We start from the raw sequence: 17,909 nt of genomic DNA on the forward strand, positions 1-17,909 counted from the left end.
ATTCCTGGGCAGAGATTGCGCCATGTCCCGTTTGATCATTCCCGGCTGGCAAGGGTCCGGCCACGGCCACTGGCAGCGCCGCTGGCTCGATGTCGATGCCGACGCGCGGATCGTCGAGCAGGATGATTGGCATGCGCCCAAGCTCGAAGACTGGCTCGCCCGCCTCGATACCGCCATCCGCCGCACCCGGCAGCCGGTCCTGATCGCCCACAGCCTCGGCGCGGTCCTGGTCGCGCATTATGCCCGCCGCCATCCGCGCGCGCCGATCGCCGGCGCCCTGCTGGTCGCCCCGGCCGATACCGAGTCGCTCGCTGCTGATCACCCGCTTTCCGGCTTCGCCCCCGTTCCGCTGTCACGCCTGCCCTTCCCCACCACGCTCGCGCTGAGCCGCAACGACCCGTATATCTCGGTCGAGCGTGGGCGGCTGTTCGCCGCGCGCTGGGGCTCGGAACTGATCGATCTCGGCCATGCCGGGCACGTCAACACCGAGAGCGGCCATGGTCACTGGCCGGCCGGCTTCCGGCTCGCCTCGCAGCTGGGCAGCCAGCCGATCTGCGCCGCGGCCTGATCCGTCCGCCACGGCGATTCGCCCCATCCGAAGGCTTGCCGTCGCCGATCCCGCATCGGCGCGGGCCGTCGTCATGGGTGGGCCGGACCCGTCGCCGCCCGAGCTGACGTAGCGTCGAGGGCGAAGCCTTATCGAATCCTGCAGGTCGCAAGCGCGGATGGAGGCCATCGCATGGCCGTCAAGCCCGATGCGTTGCGTCAAATTAGATAGGCAACTATACTATTTACCGGGCTCGCGTTGAGCCCGCGTGCCGCCAGGCGCGCATGGCGTTGTCGGCCCGTCGGGCTCAATCGCAAACGAGGCGCCGCCTCCCCCCGGCCGCGACGCCCCTTACCGAGGTGAAAAAATGGCCAGTTCGAGAGCTCCGCTTGGCATTGGCGGATGGTTGCTCGTCCTCTTTGGAATCATCGTCGCGCTTGTCGGACTGGGGCTCGCCGTTCCCGGCGTCCAGCTGATCCTGCTCGGCGGCTCCTGGTATTACGCGCTGGCCGGCATCGGCCTCGTCGTCGTCGGCATCCTCTACATCCTGCGCCGGCCCGTTGCGCCTTGGCTCTACATCGCCATCCTGCTCGCCACCCTCGCCTGGGCGCTCTGGGAAGTCGGCCTCGATTTCTGGCCGCTGGTGCCGCGCCTCGTCGCGCCGGCCGTGCTCGCCGTCTTCGCGCTTCTGCTGGTGCCGGCCTTCCCGGCGCGCGGCCGCAGTTCGGCCCCCGCCCTTCTCGGCGCGCTGGCGCTGATCGTCGCGCTCGGCGTCACGGCCTATTATGCCTTCACGCCGCATGGCGTGATCCGCAATGCGGTCGCCTCGGCCGATGCGCCGCCGGCCGTCCCCGCAGCGGCGGCGGGCGCCACCGACTGGCGCCAGTATGGCCGCACCTCGCACGGCACGCGCTACGCGCCGATCGACCAGATCAACCGTGATAACGTCAAGGACCTCAAGGTCGCCTGGACCTTCCAGACCGGCGACCCCGCAATTTCCGGCTCGGAAGACCAGAACACGCCGCTCCAGGTGGGCGACACGGTCTATACCTGCTCGCCGCACAACATCGTCCACGCCCTGAACGCCGAAACCGGCGAGCTGCGCTGGAAGTTCGATCCGCAGGCGAAGTCGCCGCTCTGGCAGCGTTGCCGAGGCGTCAGCTATTATGAGCCGGTGACCGTGCCGGCCGCCGCGGCGCCTGCCGCCGCACCCGCCGCGACCGAGGCAATACCGGCTCCCGCCGATGGCACGGAGACCGCGACCCCGGCCGCCGAAACTGCCGCTCCGGCTCCCGCCCCGGTCGCCGACAATTGCGGCGCCCGCATCGTCATGACGACGATCGACGCCCGGCTGATCCAGATCGACGCCAAGACCGGCCAGCCCTGCACGGGCTTCGGCAATAACGGCACGGTCGATCTCAAGAACGGCATGGGCGACGTCAAGGCCGGCTTCTACTTCCAGACCTCGGCCCCGACCGTCATGCGCGACCTGATCCTGGTCGGCGGCTGGGTCTGGGACAATGTCGAGACCGGCGAGCCCTCGGGCGCGGTCCGCGCCTTCAACGCCCGCACCGGCGAACTCGCCTGGGCCTGGGATCTCGGCAACCCGTCCATCACCGGCGCCCCGCCGGCAGGCGAGAGCTATACGCGCGGCACGCCCAATGTCTGGTCGACGCCGAGCTATGACGACGCGCTCGGCCTCGTCTACCTGCCGACCGGCAATGCGACGCCGGACTTCTTCGGCGCGCACCGCTCCAAGGCGGCGGAGGATTACACCGCCTCGGTGGTGGCGCTCGACATGGCCACCGGCCGCGAGCGCTGGAAGTTCCAGACCGTGCATCACGACCTCTGGGACTATGACGTTCCCTCGCAGCCGGCTCTCTACGACGTGCCGGACGGCAAGGGCGGCACGACCCCGGCCCTGATCCAGGTCACCAAGCGCGGCCAGATCTTCATGCTCGACCGGCGCGACGGCAAGCCGATCGCCGAAGTGCAGGAAAAGCCCGTTCCCCAGACCGGCGGCGTCAAGGAGGACTTCCTCTCCCCGACCCAGCCCTATTCGGTCGGCATGCCCTCGATCGGCACGGAGCCCTTCACCGAGGCGCGGATGTGGGGCACGACGCCGTTCGACCAGCTCTACTGCCGCATCGAGTTCAAGAAGATGCGCTATGAGGGCGAATTCACCCCGCCCGGCACCACCCGCTCGCTGATCTTCCCGGGCTATTATGGCGGCATGAACTGGGGCAGCGCCTCGGTCGATGAAGCCAACGGCCTGCTCGTCGTCAACGACATCCGCATGCCGCAGTTCGTCGAACTGCTGCCGCGCGAGGTGGCTGACAATTACGGCCCGTCGGCGGTGCATGACGGCCTCGGCACGCAGAAGGGCACGCCCTATGGCGCGCTGAAGAACGGCTTCCTGTCGCCGCTCGGCGTGCCCTGCCACCAGCCGCCCTATGGCACGATCACCGGCATCGACCTGAAGACGCGCCAGATTGCCTGGCAGGTTCCGGCCGGCACGCTGCAGGATACCGGCCCGCTCGGCATGAAGACCGGCCTGCAGATCCCAGTCGGCATGCCCTCGCTGGGTGGTCCGACGACCACCGCCGGCGGCCTGGTCTTCTATGCCGGCACGCAGGACTATTATTTGCGCGCGCTCGACAGCAAGACGGGCGAGGAACTCTGGAAGGGCCGCCTTCCCGTCGGCGCCCAGGCGACCCCGATGACCTATGTGTCGCCGGAATCCGGCCGGCAGTTCGTGGTGATCTCGGCCGGCGGCGCGCGCCAGTCGCCCGATCGCGGCGACTACATCATCGCCTACAGCCTGCCCAAGGCGAACTGACGCCGCATCCAGCGATGCGAACAATCCGAGGGAGGGTGCGCAAGCGCCCTCCCTTTTTCATTGGCGACGCCCGATCGCCATCGCACGACCAAGCTCCCCCAGGGTCAGCCGGCCTCCGCCGGAGGCGAAAAACGCGCAATGAACGACCCCGCCATTCCTCAAAATTAAAAACGACTGCCTTTATCATCTAAGGCGTCATTCCTAGTCTGAAGGCACGGTCGGATGATCGACCGCCGCGGCGATTTCCGGATCGGCTTGCCCCGCGCCAACAACGGCTAAGCCCCAAAGGGAGCACGACGCCCATGACAACCCGGCTCTGTTGACCGACGGATCGGTCGAGATCGCCTGATGGCGATGCCGCGCCGCGCGCGGCGCTTTCCAACCTCTTTGCTTTGCCCGCGCTCCCGTTCAGCGAACGGATGCCTGCGCGCTCATCTCAGGACAGAACCATGTCACGCATCACCCGCCGCACCTTCGTTGCCACGGCCGCCGCGATCGGCCTCACCTTCGCCGCCGGCGCCACGGCCCGCGCCGACCAGACCAAGCTGACGATCGGCTACCAGACCGTCGTCGAGCCCTCCAAGGTCCCGCAGGCCGACGGCGTCTACGAGAAGGCCGCCAACGCCACGATCGACTGGAAGAAGTTCGATTCCGGCGCCGACGTCATCGCCGCGATCGCTTCCGGCGCGGTGGATATCGGCTATGTCGGCTCCAGCCCGCTGGCCGCCGCCGCCAGCCGCGAACTACCGATCGAGACGATCTTCATCGTCGGCCTGATCGGCGAATCCGAGGCGCTCGTCGTGCGCAACGGCGCCAACATCAACGAACCGAAGGATCTCGTCGGCAAGAAGATCGCCGTGCCCTTCGTCTCGACCACGCACTACAGCCTACTCGCGGCTCTGAAGCACTGGAACATCGATCCGAAGACCGTCGAAGTCCTCAACCTGCGTCCGCCGGAGATCGCCGCCGCCTGGGAGCGGGGCGACATCGACGCGGCCTATGTCTGGGATCCGGCGCTCGGCAAGATCAAGGAAAACGGCAAGGTGCTGACCGACTCGGCTCAGGTCGCGACCTTCGGCGCGCCGACCTTCGACGCCTGGATCGTCCGCAAGGAATTCGCCGATGCGCATCCCGATGCGGTCAAGGCCTTCGTCAAGGTGACCGGCCAATCCTATGCCGACTTCCGCGCCAATCCGGAAGCCTGGGACGCCAAGTCGGAACAGGCCGCCAAGATCGCGCGGCTGACCGGCGCCAAGGTCGAAGAAGTCCCGGCGCTGCTGAAGGGCTACCACTTCCCGCTGCTGGAGGAGCAGGCATCGAACGCGTTGCTCGGTGGCGGCACGGTGAAGGCGATCGCCGACGCCTCGGCCTTCCTCAAGGAGCAGGGCAAGATCCCGGCCGTGCTGCCCGACTATAGCGGCTACGTCACCACCAAGTTCGTCACCGAGGCGCAGGCTTCCAACTGAGGTCGTCGCGGCGGCCGTCGGCGGCCGGCCCAAGCCGCGACAACACCCGGCCCGTTCCGCGCCCCTCTGTCGCGGAACGGGCCAAACCGTTTTCGGGGCGGTTGCCGTTCGGCACATACGTAGCGGACCAACCCGTGCTCGCCGTCATCCCGGGCTTGACCCGGGATCCATTCAGCCGACGTGCGACGGAAGCTGAATGGATCCCCGCCTTCGCGGGGATGACGTCGGAGCGGCGGGAACTTTGGCGAACAAACGCCAGCAGCCGGCAAGGAAGGACGAACACCCATGCCCCATCTCGCGCTGGAAAGCGTCTCGCTCCGCTATGATGGCGGGGCGCCGGTGCTTTCGAATGTGTCGCTCGACATCGCTTCCGGCGAGTTCGTTGTCATTGTCGGGCGCTCCGGCTGCGGCAAGACTTCCCTGCTCAACCTTGCCGCCGGCTTCCTCGCGCCCGACTCCGGCCGCGTCCTGGTCGACGGCAGGCCCGTCGCCGGACCCGGCGCCGAGCGCGCCGTCGTCTTCCAGAACGATGCGCTGTTCCCCTGGCTGTCGACGGCGGAAAACGTCGCCTTCGCCGCGCGCCTCGCCGGCGTCTCCCAGGCCGAGCGGCGACGCCAGGCCGACCGCCTGCTCGACATTGTCGGCCTTGCCGGGCTCGGCGACCGGCCGATCTGGCAGCTCTCCGGCGGCCAGCGCCAGCGCGTCGGCCTGGCTCGGGCGCTCGCCGCCGATCCCGCCTTCCTGCTGATGGACGAGCCGCTCGGTGCGCTCGACGCGATGACCCGCGAGGGCATGCAGGACCTGCTGCTCAACGCGTGGGACCAGAGCAGCGCCGGCACGCTGCTGATCACCCATGGCGTCGAAGAAGCGCTCTACCTCGCCACCCGCATCATCGTCATGACGCCCGCCCCCGGCCGCATCATTCGCCGGCTCGACGTCGATTTCGGCCGGCGTCGCCTGGCCGGGGAAAGCGCCCGTTCGATCAAGTCGAGCCCGGCCTTCGTCGCGGCGCGCGAAGACCTGCTCGACAGCATCTTTGAGAGGGAAGCGGCATGAGCCTTGATCTTGCGGAAGCCAGCCTCGCACCATCCCGCACCAAATCCGAGGCAGCCCGGCAGCCCATACCCCCGCGCAAGCGCCCGGTCGTCGCGATCACCGCCGGCCTGACCCTCACCGCCCTGCTCCTCGCCTGGGCGATCGCGTCGCATTTCCGGCTCGTCTCGGCGCTGTTCCTGCCCTCGCCCTTTGAGGTGGGCCGGGCGTTCCTGACGGTCGCGCGCGAGGGCTTCGTCGACGCGACGCTGTGGCAGCACTTTTCGGCCAGCCTCGGCCGCGTCTTCGCAGCCCTCGTCGGCGCGACCCTGATTGCCGTGCCGGTCGGCTTCGCCATCGGCTCGAGCCGCATCGGCCGCGGCATCTTCGATCCGATCATCGAGTTCCTGCGGCCGATCCCGCCGCTCGCCTATCTGCCGCTGGTGATCATCTGGTTCGGCATCGGCGAGCCGTCCAAGATCCTGATCATCGGCATCGCCATGCTGGCGCCGATCGTCATTTCCACCGCGTCCGGCGTGAAGGGCGTCGACCCGGACCGGCTGAACGCCGCCCGCGCGCTCGGCGCCACGCGCGGCCAGTTGCTTCGCCATGTCGTGCTGCCCAGCGCCCTGCCCTCGATCCTGACCGGCATCCGCATCGCGCTCGGCGCCGGCTGGTCCACCCTGGTCGCGGCTGAACTGGTCGCCGCCTCGCGGGGCCTCGGCTTCATGATCCAGTCGGCGGCGCAGTTCCTGGTCACCGACGTGGTGCTGATGGGCATCCTCGTCATCGCCGCCGTCGCCTTCGCGCTGGAGGCGATCCTGCGCTGGATCGAGCGTCGCCTGGTGCCCTGGGCCGGCAAGGCCTAGGTGTCTCGGACGCTGGGTTGTTGAACGATTAAGCCCTCGCGCCCTAGACTGCCTTGCTGGGACGGGGCGGAGGGGGTCGACAGTGCGAGACGGGTGGGGAGCAGCGCTGCGGCTTGTCGTGCTGGCGGCAGGGATCGCCGTGTCGGGGTGTTCGGCCACCGACACCACGCCGATCAACCAGACGCGGACACAGGCCGGCCCGCCGTCGCCCGCCGCCCTTCCCGATCCCGACGATGACGGCGGCACCATCCTGGCGCTGGCCTTTTCCGGCGGTGGCACCCGCGCCGCCGCCTTCGCCTATGGCGCGCTGACCGAGCTCGACACGCTCATCATCGACGAGCATCCCACCGAACGCAGCCTGGTCGATGACGTCCGCTCGGTCGCCGGCACCTCCGGCGGCGCCGTCATGGCCGCCTATCTCGGCTACAAGGGCAAGGAGGGATATACCGACTTCCGCGATCGTTTCCTGGCGATGGACGCCGAGAGCTACATGCGGACCCGCTTCACGCCGAGCAATCTGGCGCGCACCGTCGTCGATGGCGGCGCCAACGATCGCAACAGCTTCGGCCGCTGGCTCGACGAGCAACTGTTCGAGGGCGCGACCTTCGCGGCCTTCCACAAGCCGGACAGGCCGATCGTCTGGATCACCGCCTCCGACATCTACAACCGCACGCCGTTCCTGTTCACCCAGGATACTTTCTCGGCGCTTTGCAGCGATCTCGACCAGGTGAAGATCGCCGATGCGGTCGCCGCTTCGGCGGCGGTTCCGGTCGTGTTCTCGCCCGTCATCCTCGCCACGCCGGCCAGGGGCCAGTGCCAGTATCAAAGGCCCGCCTGGCTGCAGAAGGCGATCGATTCCGACAACCCGTCCGTCCGCCTGCAGGCCTATGCGCGGATGCTCGATTCCTACCAGTCCAACAGCGATCTCAAATATGTCCGCCTTCTGGATGGCGGCCTGACCGACAATCTCGGCATCAGCGCGATGTCGCTGGAGCGGGCCCAGGCCACCACGCCCTATGCCCCGCTGTCGGCGTATCAGGCGGTGCGCATCCGCCACTTCCTGTTCATCGTGACCGATGCCGGCGTCCAGAACGAGTATGACTGGGGCGTATCGCAGCAGCCGCCGCATATCGGCAAGATCCTGCGCTCGGTTGCGGATACGACGATCTCCGCTTCCACCCGTCACGGCTTCGACGCGGTCGACCTCGCCTTCAACCAGTGGCAGCAGCAGCTGATCGAATATCGCTGCGGCCTTACCAATGCGCAGGTGCTGCGCACGCGCGGCACGCTCGTCGGCTGGAACTGCCGCGACGTCGTCGTCACTACCGAGCACCTGTCGTTCCGCAACGCCGATCCGTCGCTGTACCGGGCGCTCAACAACATCCCGACCCGGCTGCGCCTCGACAAGCAGCAGGTCGATCTGGTGATCCAGGCTGGCCGCGAGGCGGTGCGGAACAATGCGAACATCCAGAAGGTCGCCCGCGAATCGCGCCAGCGCGCCCGGATCTTCGACGCGATCGGCCGGGCGCAGATCGCGCGCAACTGACGCCGCAGTTCCTTAAATGCCGATGCCGTCCTCGGTCCGGTCGAGGATCAGCGGGATGATCAGGTCTTCCTCGTCGGCCAGATGGCGCATCAGCCCCGCGAGCATGGCGCCGCTCGCATCGGCATAGGCGTCGCTTGCCCGCAACAGGGCGTCGCGATCGGCATCGAGCGACCGGAGCAAGCCGTTCGCCGTCTCGGCCACGGAATCGATCCAGTGATGGATCGTCTGGTGATCGCCGTCGAGCAGTTCGAAGCCATGCCCCAGGCGTGGCTCCGCCGCCGTGAAAACGGGAAAATACTGGTAGTCCTCGATCTGGTGATGGCCCTCGAGCTCGCCGAGAAAGCGCTGCAGCCGCGGCACCAGCCAGGGCCCGAAGGCGCGCGGCTCGATCCTTCCTTCCCGGAAATCCACCAGCCCGGCGGCCATGATCCGGCCCTGCTCGCGAAAGGCGTCGTGGCGCTGCAGCCAGAAGCGCGCCGTCATGCCGAGATTGGCGTGGCCGGTCCAGACCTCGCGCGGATAGAGCTCAGCGAGGAAGCGCAGCGTCTCTGGCAATCCGGTGCGGGTTTCGAGCGCAAGCGTGGCGGAATCGGTCATGGGCACCTGGGCCGCGAGGGCCGGAAACATCGGGGACGGGACAAGGTCCCAGAGATAGGGATCGGAATGGCCAAACCAAGGGATGCGCCCTCGCCCGCGCCGGCGCGATTCGGCCGGGTGGCATGAAAGCGACTTCGCAAACCTTGCCGCGAAGCGCTATCAACAAGCCAGCACCGCCGCAACCGGCAGGATTCGACAAGGGCCGAGCGTTCCGGCGCCGCCAAGCCGAGGGGAAAGACCTTGACCACATGGATTGTTTTGGCCGTGATCGTGGCCGCCGCGTTCTATGCGGTCAGCCTGTACAACAACCTCGTCACCAAGCGAAACCTCGCCCATGAGGGCTGGAGCGGCATCGACGTCCAGCTGAAGCGCCGCGCCGACCTGATCCCCAACCTGGTCGAGACGGTCAAGGGCTACGCCGCGCATGAAAAGGGCATCTTCGAGGATGTCGCCGCCAAGCGCGCGGCCAGCATGAACGCCGGCGACGTTAAGAGCCAGGCGGCCGCCGACCAGGCGCTTTCCGGCGCGCTCGGCCGGCTGATCGCGATTTCGGAGGCCTATCCGGACCTGAAAGCCGACGCGAATTTCCGGGAGCTCCAGGCCCAGCTCGCGAGCGTCGAGGACGAGATGCAGATGGCGCGCCGCTATTACAACGGCACCGTGCGCGACCTGAACACCGCGATCCAGACCTTTCCGGCCGTACTGGTCGCCAACATGTTCGGCTTCCACGCCGAGGCCTTCTACGAGATCGAGGATCGCGCCGCCGCGCAGATCCCGCCCAAGGTCTCGTTCTGAGGCGTATTCCCATGCTGCGCATATCCGGGTTCCTGATCGCTCTCCTGCTGTCGCTGGCGTCCGCCTCCGCCGAGGAGCGCATCCTGCGCTTCGTCTCGGACGTGACCGTGCAGCGCAATGGCGACCTCGACGTGGTCGAGACCATCCGCGTCCAGGCCGAGGGCAACGAGATCCGGCGCGGCATCCTGCGCGACTTCCCGACCACCTACCGGGATGACCGAGGCGGCTCGGTGGTCGTCGGCTTCGACGTGGAATCCGTCACCCGCGACGGCCAGAACGAACCCTTCGAAATTGAGTCACTGGCCAATGGCAAGCGCATCCGCATCGGCTCGGCCGATACGCTGATCGAGCCCGGCCCGCACGACTACGTCATCCGCTACCGGACCACGCGCCAGATCGGCTTCTTCGACGGTTTCGACGAATTGTACTGGAACGCGACCGGCACCGGCTGGACCTTCCCGATCGATGTCGCCGAGGCGCGGATCACGCTGCCCGAGGCCGTCCCGTTCGGCAATACGGCGATCTATACCGGCCAGCAGGGCGACCGCGGCCAGGATGCCACGGTCGTTTCCAAGGATCCGGGACGGATCGTCTTCCGCACGACGGCGTCCCTGCCGGCGCATAACGGCCTGACGGTTGCCGCCGCCTGGCCGAAAGGCGTGGTCGAGCCGCCAAGCACCAGCCGGCGCACCGTCTGGTGGCTCAAGGACAATATCGGCGCGATCTTCGCGCTGCTCGGCGGTGCCGGCGGGCTGCTCTACCTGTTCCAGGCCTGGCGCAAGGCCGGCCGCGACCCCAGGCCCGGCCCGATCATTCCCCTCTTTACGCCCCCCGAGGGGCTTTCGGCCGCCGCGACCCGCTACATTTCGGAAATGGACTTCGACGATCGCGTCTTCACCGCCGCGATCCTCGATCTCGGCGTCAAGGGCCAGCTGAAGATCACCGACAGCGACAAGACCCTGGTCGTGACCCGCATGCCGGGCGGCAAGGCGATCCCCGCGCCGGAAGCGGCGGCGGCGCAAGCGCTGTTTCGCAGCCGCGGCGAGATCTCGCTCGTCCAATCGAACCACGCCACCCTTTCCAACGCCCGGACGACGCTGGCCCGCGGGCTCGAGAAGGCCTATTCCGGCACCGTGTTCAACATGAACAGCGGCTGGCTCACCGGCGGCGTGCTGATCACGGTCGCGGCCTATGCGCTGGCGGCGATTGGGCTGGTGGTCGCCATGGGCGAAAACGGCATGGTCGCCGCCTTCAGCCTGGTGTTCCTGTCAGTGCCGTCCATCGTGGTCGGGCTGACCCTACGCTCGCTGCGCGGCAGCCCCTGGTACAAGCGGATCTTCACCCTGCTGTTCATCGGCATCTTCGCGCTCGCCTTTGGCGGCGCGGGCCTCGGCGTATTTCTCAGCGCCGTGCGCAGTCCGATCGATCTGGCGGTACTCGTGCTGCCCTTCGCCCTTCTGCCCATGCTGGCCTCGTCCTTCTCGTGGATGCGTGCGCCGACGCCGGAGGGGCAGAAGTTGCGCGATGCCATCGCCGGCTTCCGGCAATATCTCGGCATCGCCGAAGAGCACCGGCTGGAAATGCTGCATCCGCCGGAAAAGACGCCGGAACTGTTCGAACGCTACCTGCCCTATGCTGTGGCGCTCGACGTCGAAAATGCCTGGGCGGCAAAGTTCGCCGGCATCCTGGCGGCGGCGGGAGCGACCGCGGCCGTATCGAGCTGGTATATCGCGAGCGGCAACCGGGACGTCGGCAGCCTGGTCGACCGCCTCGGCTCCGGCCTGTCGCAGACCGTGGCCGCAGCCGCGACCGCGCCCGGTTCCAGTTCGGGTTCCGGCGGTTTCAGCGGCAGCAGCGGCGGTGGGTCGTCGGGGGGCGGCGGTGGAGGCGGCGGCGGTTCCGGCTGGTAATCGCAGGGCCCAGAACTAAAATCATCCGGCCGCATGTCGAAACCGGCCTCCCTCATCCGTCGCTTGGGAATAGAGCGACGTTTCGGAGGGACCGATCCATGGACAGCACATTCAAGACCCTGGCACTGCTCATCGCGCGCCTGATTTTCGGCGGCGTCTTCGTGATGGCGGCGACCTTCAAGTTCATCGACATGAACGCGACCGCCGGCTACATCGCCTCCGCCGGCTTCCCAGTCTCGCAATTCCTGGCCTGGGTGGCGGCGATCTTCGAGACGGCTCTGGCGATCGCGCTGCTGACCGGCGCGTTCTTTTCCGAAGCCGCGCTTCTCGCCGCCGCCTATATCCTGTTCCTGGCGCTCGCCTTCCATGGGCCCTCGCACTGGAGCGGCAACCAGGCGGAGTTCGGCTTCTTCGTCGACCACTTCACCTTCATCGCCGGCCTGCTCTTCGCCGCCGTGCACGGCCCGGGCGAAAGACTGACCCTGCGCAGGTCCCTTGCTTGGAAGGGCGGCCGCCTAGCGGCTTGAATAGGGCACACAGGCAAGGGCAGTGCCCGGCCGGTCACTGCCCCTCTCATAACGATCTCCCCTTCACCTCTCCCTGAGGGAGAGGTCGACGGCCAAAGGCCGGCGGGTGTCTACCTGCGACCGCCTACTTCTTCGCCTGCGGGTGTGCGCCGGCCGGGACGCGGCGCTTGATGCCATCCAGGATCTTGGCGGCCAGCGCGTCATAATCGCCGTCGAAGTGATGCCCGCCCGTCGTCTTGATCATCTCGACGCCGGTTCCCTCGACCTTCGGGCAGGCGGAATCGTCCTCTTCCTCGCCATAGACGCACTGGACCAGCGCCGGCTTGATCTGCTTCAGGTCCGGCAGGGTCTGGCCCTCGCTGGAGCTGGTGCCGAGAAACTCGCCGACCGAGATCTCGTAATCGACCGCCTCGGAAAGGCCGAGCAGCGAGAGCTGGGCCACCATATCCTTGGTGTCGGCGGGCAAGCGGTTATAGGCGGCCGGCAACACGTCGGCGCCGAAGGAATAGCCGATCAGGACGACGTGATCGACGCCCCAGCGCTCGGTATAGGCCTCGATGATGCGGGCGAGGTCGGCCGAGGTCTGGTCCGGCGTCTTCTGCGACCAGAAATAGCGCAGGGAATCGACGCCGACGGTCGGCACGCCTTCCTTCTGCAGCGCTTCCGCGACCGACTTGTCGATATCGCGCCAGCCGCCATCGCCGGAAAAGACGATCGCCAGCGTGTCGAACTTCGACGTCGCCGGCAGCTCGATCAGTTGCAGGTCGGCGAGCGGGTCCGCATCGGAAGACTTCGGCACCAGGAGGTGCTGCAGACGTTCCAGTAACGCGGCGCGGGCATCGCCCTCGACCGTCTTGTCCTTGAGCTTGAAGCCCTGCTTCTGCAAGTCAGCGACATGCGCCTTGCCGTCGGCGGGCGCCGAAGCGGTGAAGATCACGTCGACCGGATTGGCCGGATCGCCCTTCTCCAGGCCATAGGTGACGCCGCCTGGCACTTCCGTGCGCGGCGCGTCGGTGCAGAGCGGCTTGACCAGCGGCAGCGCCAGCGCCGGATCGACGGCGACGTTTCGGCCAATAGTGGCGTCGGGCGTCTGTGCCGCCAGGTCCAGCGCCAGGGCGCCGGCGGTGCCGATGCCGGCGATGACGGGCGAATGATAGATGCTGGTGCCGAGCTGGCGCTGGATCTGATGGCTCAGATCCTCGATGTCGCCGACGACATAGGCGCAATCCTCGGATTTGTCGGCCTCCAAGCCGGCCAGGAATTTCGGCGTGTCGATGCCGATCACGATAGCGCCGGACTTCTGCAGGGTGGCGGCCGTGGCTTCGTCGGCCGGCGTCCAGCCCTCCTTGTCGGAGAACAGGAAGACGGCGCCGGTGACGGCTTCGGTCGGCAGCAGGATCTCGGGCTTGCCGAGCAGGCCGGCATTGAAGCCGTCGGGCTTCGGCGGCGCGCTGCCGGCGGGCGCGTCCTGGGCCATCGCCGGCAGCGACGCGCAGGCGAACAGGGACGCAAACAGCCAATTTCGGATCATTTACCAACCACTCCCTTGAGCCCGCCACTGATCAGCACCGTTACGTCGGCGAGCGCGAGTGCTGGCGACATGCTCCCCGATACGGCGATGTAACGGGGTTGCCATTGGGGCTGGAACTTCGCCTTGAAGGCCCTGAGCCCATGAAAATTATAGAACCGTTCGCCGTGCTCGAACACGGCGCGGCCCATGCGGTGCCAGAACGGCGCTGCCGGGCTTTCGGAGAGGCCCGAAAGCGGCGCCATGCCGAGATCGAACCAGTGATAGCCCCGCTCCTTCAGCTGGAGCATCAGGCTGATGAAGAGGAATTCCATCGTTCCGGCCGGAACCTCCGGCTCGAACCGCATCAGGTCGACGGTCGCCTCCTGCTTCATCGTCGTCGTCATGACGGTGGCAAAGGCGACAATGCGCCCCTCGCGCCGCACGACGGCAGCAGGCTGCGCCATCACATAGTCGCGGTCGAAGGCGCCCAGCGAGAAGCGCTTCTCACGGGCGCGATGCTCGGCCAGCCACAGGTTGGAGATCCGCTGCAGGTCGTCGATCGACTCCGCGACCTGATCGGGCTCCAGCAGTTCAAAGCTCAGCCCCTCCCGCTGGCTGCGGTTGAAGGCATGGCGCAGGCTGGCGCGCTTGGCGCCCTTGAGGTCGAAGGACTGCAGGTCGACATGCGCGGCCTCGCCGAGCTTGTAGGCGCGCAAGCCGGCGTCGGCATAGAGGGCGAGGTTCTCCGGCATCACCTGGTAGAACATCGCCCGGCCGCCGGCGGCGCGCGCCATCTCGACGAACTGCCAGATCAGCCCCGGCCAGGACGAGCGCGGCCCGATCGGGTCGAACAGCGCCACCCAGGAATGGGCCTGGCGGCCAAACATGATGAAGGCGCGACGATCGTCGGAGAAGAGCAGCGTCTTGTCGCCCATGCGAACCAGGTTCGCATCGGGATGGGGCTGGGTCGCAAGGATTTTGACCGCTTCGGCGATCTCTTCCGGATCGGGCTGCCCGGTCTTGCCCTTGGAGGGGCGCAGCAGCGACCAGGCCGCCAGCGATCCGGCCGCGATGACCACGCCCAGCAGCGCCCGCAGGCTGCGCGGCGCCTCTTCCGAGAATTCGAACTGCCACCAGAGCTGGCTCGAATATTCGACGTCGCTATAGACGAAGAACATGACCGCGGCGGCGGTGACGATGACGGTGGCGATCGCCAGCAGCCAGCCCGGCGTCAGCCGCTGGTGCAGCAGCGAGGCAGGCCGGTTGAACTCGCGGCGGGTCGCCAGCAGCGCGATGAACAATAGGGCGAGCGCGATCGACTCGCTGATGGCGAGCGCCTTCAGCAGCGACAGCATGACCGCCGCCCCGACAGAGACGATCGCCGCCCACCAGGCGCCATCCAGCCGATGCGCCAGGCCGCGCGCCACCACGATCAGCCCGAGGCCAAGCACGCTCTCCAGGAAATGCGCGCCCTCCAGGATCGGCAACGGCAGCAGGCCGGAGAGCATGTCGAGCCGCTGGTCGGCGGCGGGTGTGACACCGGAGAGCACCAACACGCCGCCCAGCGCGAAGGTCAGCGTCGCCAGCACGCGCGGCGACAATTGCGCCCCGGCGCGCAGGAAGCGCGAGGCGTTGACGCCGGAGGCCGCACGGCGCACCTCCATGCCGGTAACGAGGCCGGATGCCGCCAGCAGCGGCACGCCGTAATAGATGACGCGATAGAGGATCAGGGCCGACAGCACCTGGTCGACCGATGCCGTACGGCCGACGACGGCGATGATCACCGCCTCGAACACGCCGAGCCCTGCCGGGACATGGCTGGCGACGCCGAGGCCGATCGCCACCGCATAGACCGCGACGAAGGCCGGCAGGCCGACATCGGTCTGCGGCAGCAGGACCCAGAGCACGGCGGCGGCGGTGGAGACGTCGACGATGGTGGCGGCGAACTGCGCCAGCATGATGCCGGGACGCGGCAGGATGAAGGAGAGCCCGCCCCAGCCGACCCGCCCCTTGCCGAAGGCCGAATAGGCAAGAAGGCCGGCCAGCGCCAGCAGGATGGCGCCGCCCAGCGCGCGGAGCAGCACGGGCGGCAGCGACAGCGGCTCGGCCAAATCATGCGCCGCGAAGGCAAGGCCAAGCCCGGTGACGCCGGCAAGCCCGAGGCCGAAGGCGACCGTGACGAAGGCGACGACCTTGGCGACGTCCGCCGGCTCGAAGCCCAGGCGGGCATAGAAGCGATAGCGGATGGCGCCGCCGGTAAGCGGGCCGAAACCGGCCGTATTGCCCACCGCATAAGCGCAGAAGGCGGTCAGCGCAACGATGGGATACGGCACCTGGCGGCCAAGGTAGCGCAGGGCCGACAGGTCGTAGATGCTGAGCGCCAGGAAGCTGAGCGCGGTGAAACCGAGCGCCGCGAAGATAGCCCAAACCGGCGTCGCATGCAGCGTGTCGAGCACGTCATTGTAGTCGACTTCGGCAATCAGCTTCGAGATGGCGAGCCAGACCAGCACCACGACGATGATGCCGGCCACCGCGGTGATCGCAGGCCGCCAGGGCGCCAGAAGCGCCCGCAGCCGCTCCAAGCGGGGCTCGGCCACCGGCTCTGAATCGTCCAGACGGTCGGCTGCCTCGAACTCTTCCAGCATGGCTTCCCGCGGTCCCGGACGGCTGTCCGCTTCGGGTCGGTTCTTGGATCCCGGACGGCGTTCTGCCTGCCGGGTCGATAAAGTAGCGCTATGGGTCATCGTGGACTTCGCAGCTCCGGCCAAGCCAGGGGACCGAAGTCCCGACCCGCCAAAGCGCTGCCTTCTCGTTGCATCTTACCGTAAGCTTCAAGGGCTTCAATTCTGGCTGGATTGAGGCCGAACGCTGCGTCGCTTGCGCCTCTCGAAAGATTGACGGTCATCCGCTGCGATAATTCAGTCACGCAACGAAAAGAGCCGGGCGATTGCGCTGCCCGGCTCTTCTGGCATGAAGTTGTGACGGCCGAGCGTCAGGCCCATTCGCCCTGCCGCATGATCGGCTCGACAGCGCCGTCCTGGCCGATGCCGTCAATGTCGATATGGCGCGAGCCGATCATCCAGTCGATGTGGATCAGGCTCTTGTTCGCCCCCCGCGCGGCAAGATCTTCCTGGCTCATCGTGTCGCCGCCGCGGATGCACTTGGCATAGGCCTGGCCGAGCGCGATGTGACAGGCGGCGTTCTCGTCGAACAGCGTGTTGTAGAACAGCAGGCCGCTGGCCGAGATCGGCGAGGAATCCGGCACCAGCGCCACTTCGCCGAGCCGGCGCGCGCCCTCGTCCGTGTCCAGCACCTTGGAGAGCACGTCGCTGCCCTTGCGCGCGGTCGCGTCGACGATACGGCCTTCCTCGAAGCGCACCTGGATGTCCTCGATCAGCGTGCCTTGGTAGGAGAGCGGCTTGGTGCTGGTGACATGGCCCGAGACGCGGTTCTTGTGCGGCGTGGTGAACACCTCTTCGGACGGGATGTTGGGGTTGCAGACGATGCCGTTCTTGGCCGTCGAGGCGCCGCCCTCCCATTCATGGTCGTCGGCGAGCCCGACCGTCAGGTCGGTGCCCGGGCCGACGAAACGAAGCGCGGAATAGCGCTTGTCGTTGAGCAGCTTGGTGCGGGCATGCAGCGCCTTGTTGTGCTCGGCCCAGGCCGCGACCGGATCGACGAGATCCACGCGCGAGGCGGCGAAGATTGCGTCCCAGAGCTTGGCGACGGCGACTTCCTCGGTCTCGTTCGGGAACACCGCCTTGGCCCAGGCCGGCGAGGCGAAGGAAGCGATGGTCCAGTTGATGTCGAAGCCAGCGATCAGTTCGAGGGCCGGCATATAGGCCTTCGAGCGGGCACGATTGGCACGCGACACCTTGTCGGGATCCTGCCCCGCCAGCAGGGATGGGTTCTCGCCGGCAATCGCGAGGCGCGCCGCGCCATTGCGGAAGGCGGAGGCCATGCCGTCATAGAGCCAGCCCGAGGCGACGTCGAAACTGCCGTCCGGGGCATGGCGATAGCGCATCAGCGTCGCCTCCTCGTCGGAGAACAGCGTCGTCACCAGCGAGGCGCCGGCCTTGTAGGCGTGCTCGGTGATCCGGCGCACCAGCGGCAGCGCGTCGAGCGACGCGGTCATCACCAGTTCCTGGCCCGGCTGCAGGCCGAGGCCGACGCGAACGGCCACTTCGCCAAGCCGGTCGAGCTTCTGCTCGTGGGTGAGAGACGGATCCTTGTTCAACTTGGTCATGCCAGCACTCCAGTCTTCGTTTTCG

Annotated in this window: 13 protein-coding genes; 9 read left to right on the forward strand and 4 right to left on the reverse strand. The window is 67.5% G+C overall.

The window, feature by feature from the left end; translation table 11 throughout:
• The first annotated feature begins 22 nt into the window (after positions 1-22).
• The 6 genes from ACHMWQ_RS21495 to ACHMWQ_RS21520 all read left to right on the forward strand — a co-directional run bounded on the left by ACHMWQ_RS21495 (position 23) and on the right by ACHMWQ_RS21520 (position 8,299).
• Entirely contained in the window at positions 23-568 is a 546-nt protein-coding gene (locus ACHMWQ_RS21495; protein ID WP_396309021.1) for an RBBP9/YdeN family alpha/beta hydrolase, read from the forward strand.
• 346 nt (positions 569-914) lie between these two features.
• Positions 915-3,386 carry a membrane-bound PQQ-dependent dehydrogenase, glucose/quinate/shikimate family gene (locus ACHMWQ_RS21500; RefSeq protein ID WP_396309022.1) on the forward strand — a complete coding sequence of 824 codons (2,472 nt, stop codon included), beginning with the start codon at positions 915-917 and terminating at the stop codon, positions 3,384-3,386.
• A gap of 449 nt (positions 3,387-3,835) precedes the next feature.
• Positions 3,836-4,852 carry a taurine ABC transporter substrate-binding protein gene (gene tauA, locus ACHMWQ_RS21505; protein ID WP_396309023.1) on the forward strand — a complete coding sequence of 339 codons (1,017 nt, stop codon included), beginning with the start codon at positions 3,836-3,838 and terminating at the stop codon, positions 4,850-4,852.
• Positions 4,853-5,137: 285 nt separating this feature from the next.
• Positions 5,138-5,908 (forward strand): taurine ABC transporter ATP-binding protein, encoded by a 771-nt coding sequence (locus ACHMWQ_RS21510; protein WP_396309024.1) that lies wholly within the window; start codon positions 5,138-5,140, stop codon positions 5,906-5,908.
• On the forward strand, positions 5,905-6,753 hold the full coding sequence (locus ACHMWQ_RS21515; protein ID WP_396309025.1) for an ABC transporter permease subunit: 849 nt from the start codon (positions 5,905-5,907) through the stop codon (positions 6,751-6,753). Before ACHMWQ_RS21510 ends, ACHMWQ_RS21515 begins: the two co-directional genes overlap by 4 nt.
• An 82-nt stretch (positions 6,754-6,835) precedes the next feature.
• Positions 6,836-8,299 carry a patatin-like phospholipase family protein gene (locus ACHMWQ_RS21520; RefSeq protein WP_396309026.1) on the forward strand — a complete coding sequence of 488 codons (1,464 nt, stop codon included), beginning with the start codon at positions 6,836-6,838 and terminating at the stop codon, positions 8,297-8,299.
• Positions 8,300-8,311: 12 nt separating this feature from the next.
• On the opposite strand, the gene ACHMWQ_RS21525 is transcribed toward ACHMWQ_RS21520, so the two are convergent.
• The gene (locus ACHMWQ_RS21525) at positions 8,312-8,896 is read right to left on the reverse strand and encodes a hemerythrin domain-containing protein (RefSeq protein WP_396309027.1); all 585 of its coding nucleotides are present in this window, start codon (positions 8,894-8,896) and stop codon (positions 8,312-8,314) included.
• A gap of 240 nt (positions 8,897-9,136) precedes the next feature.
• Here ACHMWQ_RS21525 and ACHMWQ_RS21530 point away from each other — a divergent pair, with 240 nt between their 5' ends.
• The 3 genes from ACHMWQ_RS21530 (at position 9,137) to ACHMWQ_RS21540 (ending at position 12,128) form a co-directional block, all read left to right on the forward strand.
• Positions 9,137-9,691, forward strand: a complete 555-nt coding sequence (locus tag ACHMWQ_RS21530) for a LemA family protein (RefSeq protein ID WP_354550845.1) — start codon at positions 9,137-9,139, stop codon at positions 9,689-9,691.
• Positions 9,692-9,702: 11 nt separating this feature from the next.
• Positions 9,703-11,601, forward strand: coding sequence for a DUF2207 domain-containing protein (locus tag ACHMWQ_RS21535; protein WP_396309028.1), 1,899 nt, complete (start codon positions 9,703-9,705; stop codon positions 11,599-11,601).
• Positions 11,602-11,699: 98 nt separating this feature from the next.
• A complete protein-coding gene (locus tag ACHMWQ_RS21540; RefSeq protein ID WP_396309029.1) occupies positions 11,700-12,128 on the forward strand; it encodes a DoxX family protein in 429 nt (142 codons plus the stop codon).
• Between the two features lie 124 nt (positions 12,129-12,252).
• On the opposite strand, the gene ACHMWQ_RS21545 is transcribed toward ACHMWQ_RS21540, so the two are convergent.
• The 3 genes from ACHMWQ_RS21545 to ACHMWQ_RS21555 form a co-directional block, all read right to left on the reverse strand.
• Positions 12,253-13,659, reverse strand: coding sequence for a virulence factor family protein (locus tag ACHMWQ_RS21545; protein ID WP_396309030.1), 1,407 nt, complete (start codon positions 13,657-13,659; stop codon positions 12,253-12,255).
• Complete coding sequence (gene mprF, locus ACHMWQ_RS21550) at positions 13,656-16,283, reverse strand: bifunctional lysylphosphatidylglycerol flippase/synthetase MprF (protein ID WP_396309031.1); 2,628 nt, start codon at positions 16,281-16,283, stop codon at positions 13,656-13,658. The genes ACHMWQ_RS21545 and mprF overlap by 4 nt, the downstream gene beginning before the upstream one ends.
• A gap of 347 nt (positions 16,284-16,630) precedes the next feature.
• Positions 16,631-17,884 (reverse strand): aminopeptidase, encoded by a 1,254-nt coding sequence (locus ACHMWQ_RS21555; protein WP_396309032.1) that lies wholly within the window; start codon positions 17,882-17,884, stop codon positions 16,631-16,633.
• Between the last annotated feature and the right edge of the window lie 25 nt (positions 17,885-17,909).

It is taken from the genome of Kaistia sp. UC242_56, assembly GCF_044452255.1.
Taxonomy (GTDB): Bacteria; Pseudomonadota; Alphaproteobacteria; order Rhizobiales; family Kaistiaceae; genus Kaistia; species Kaistia defluvii_A.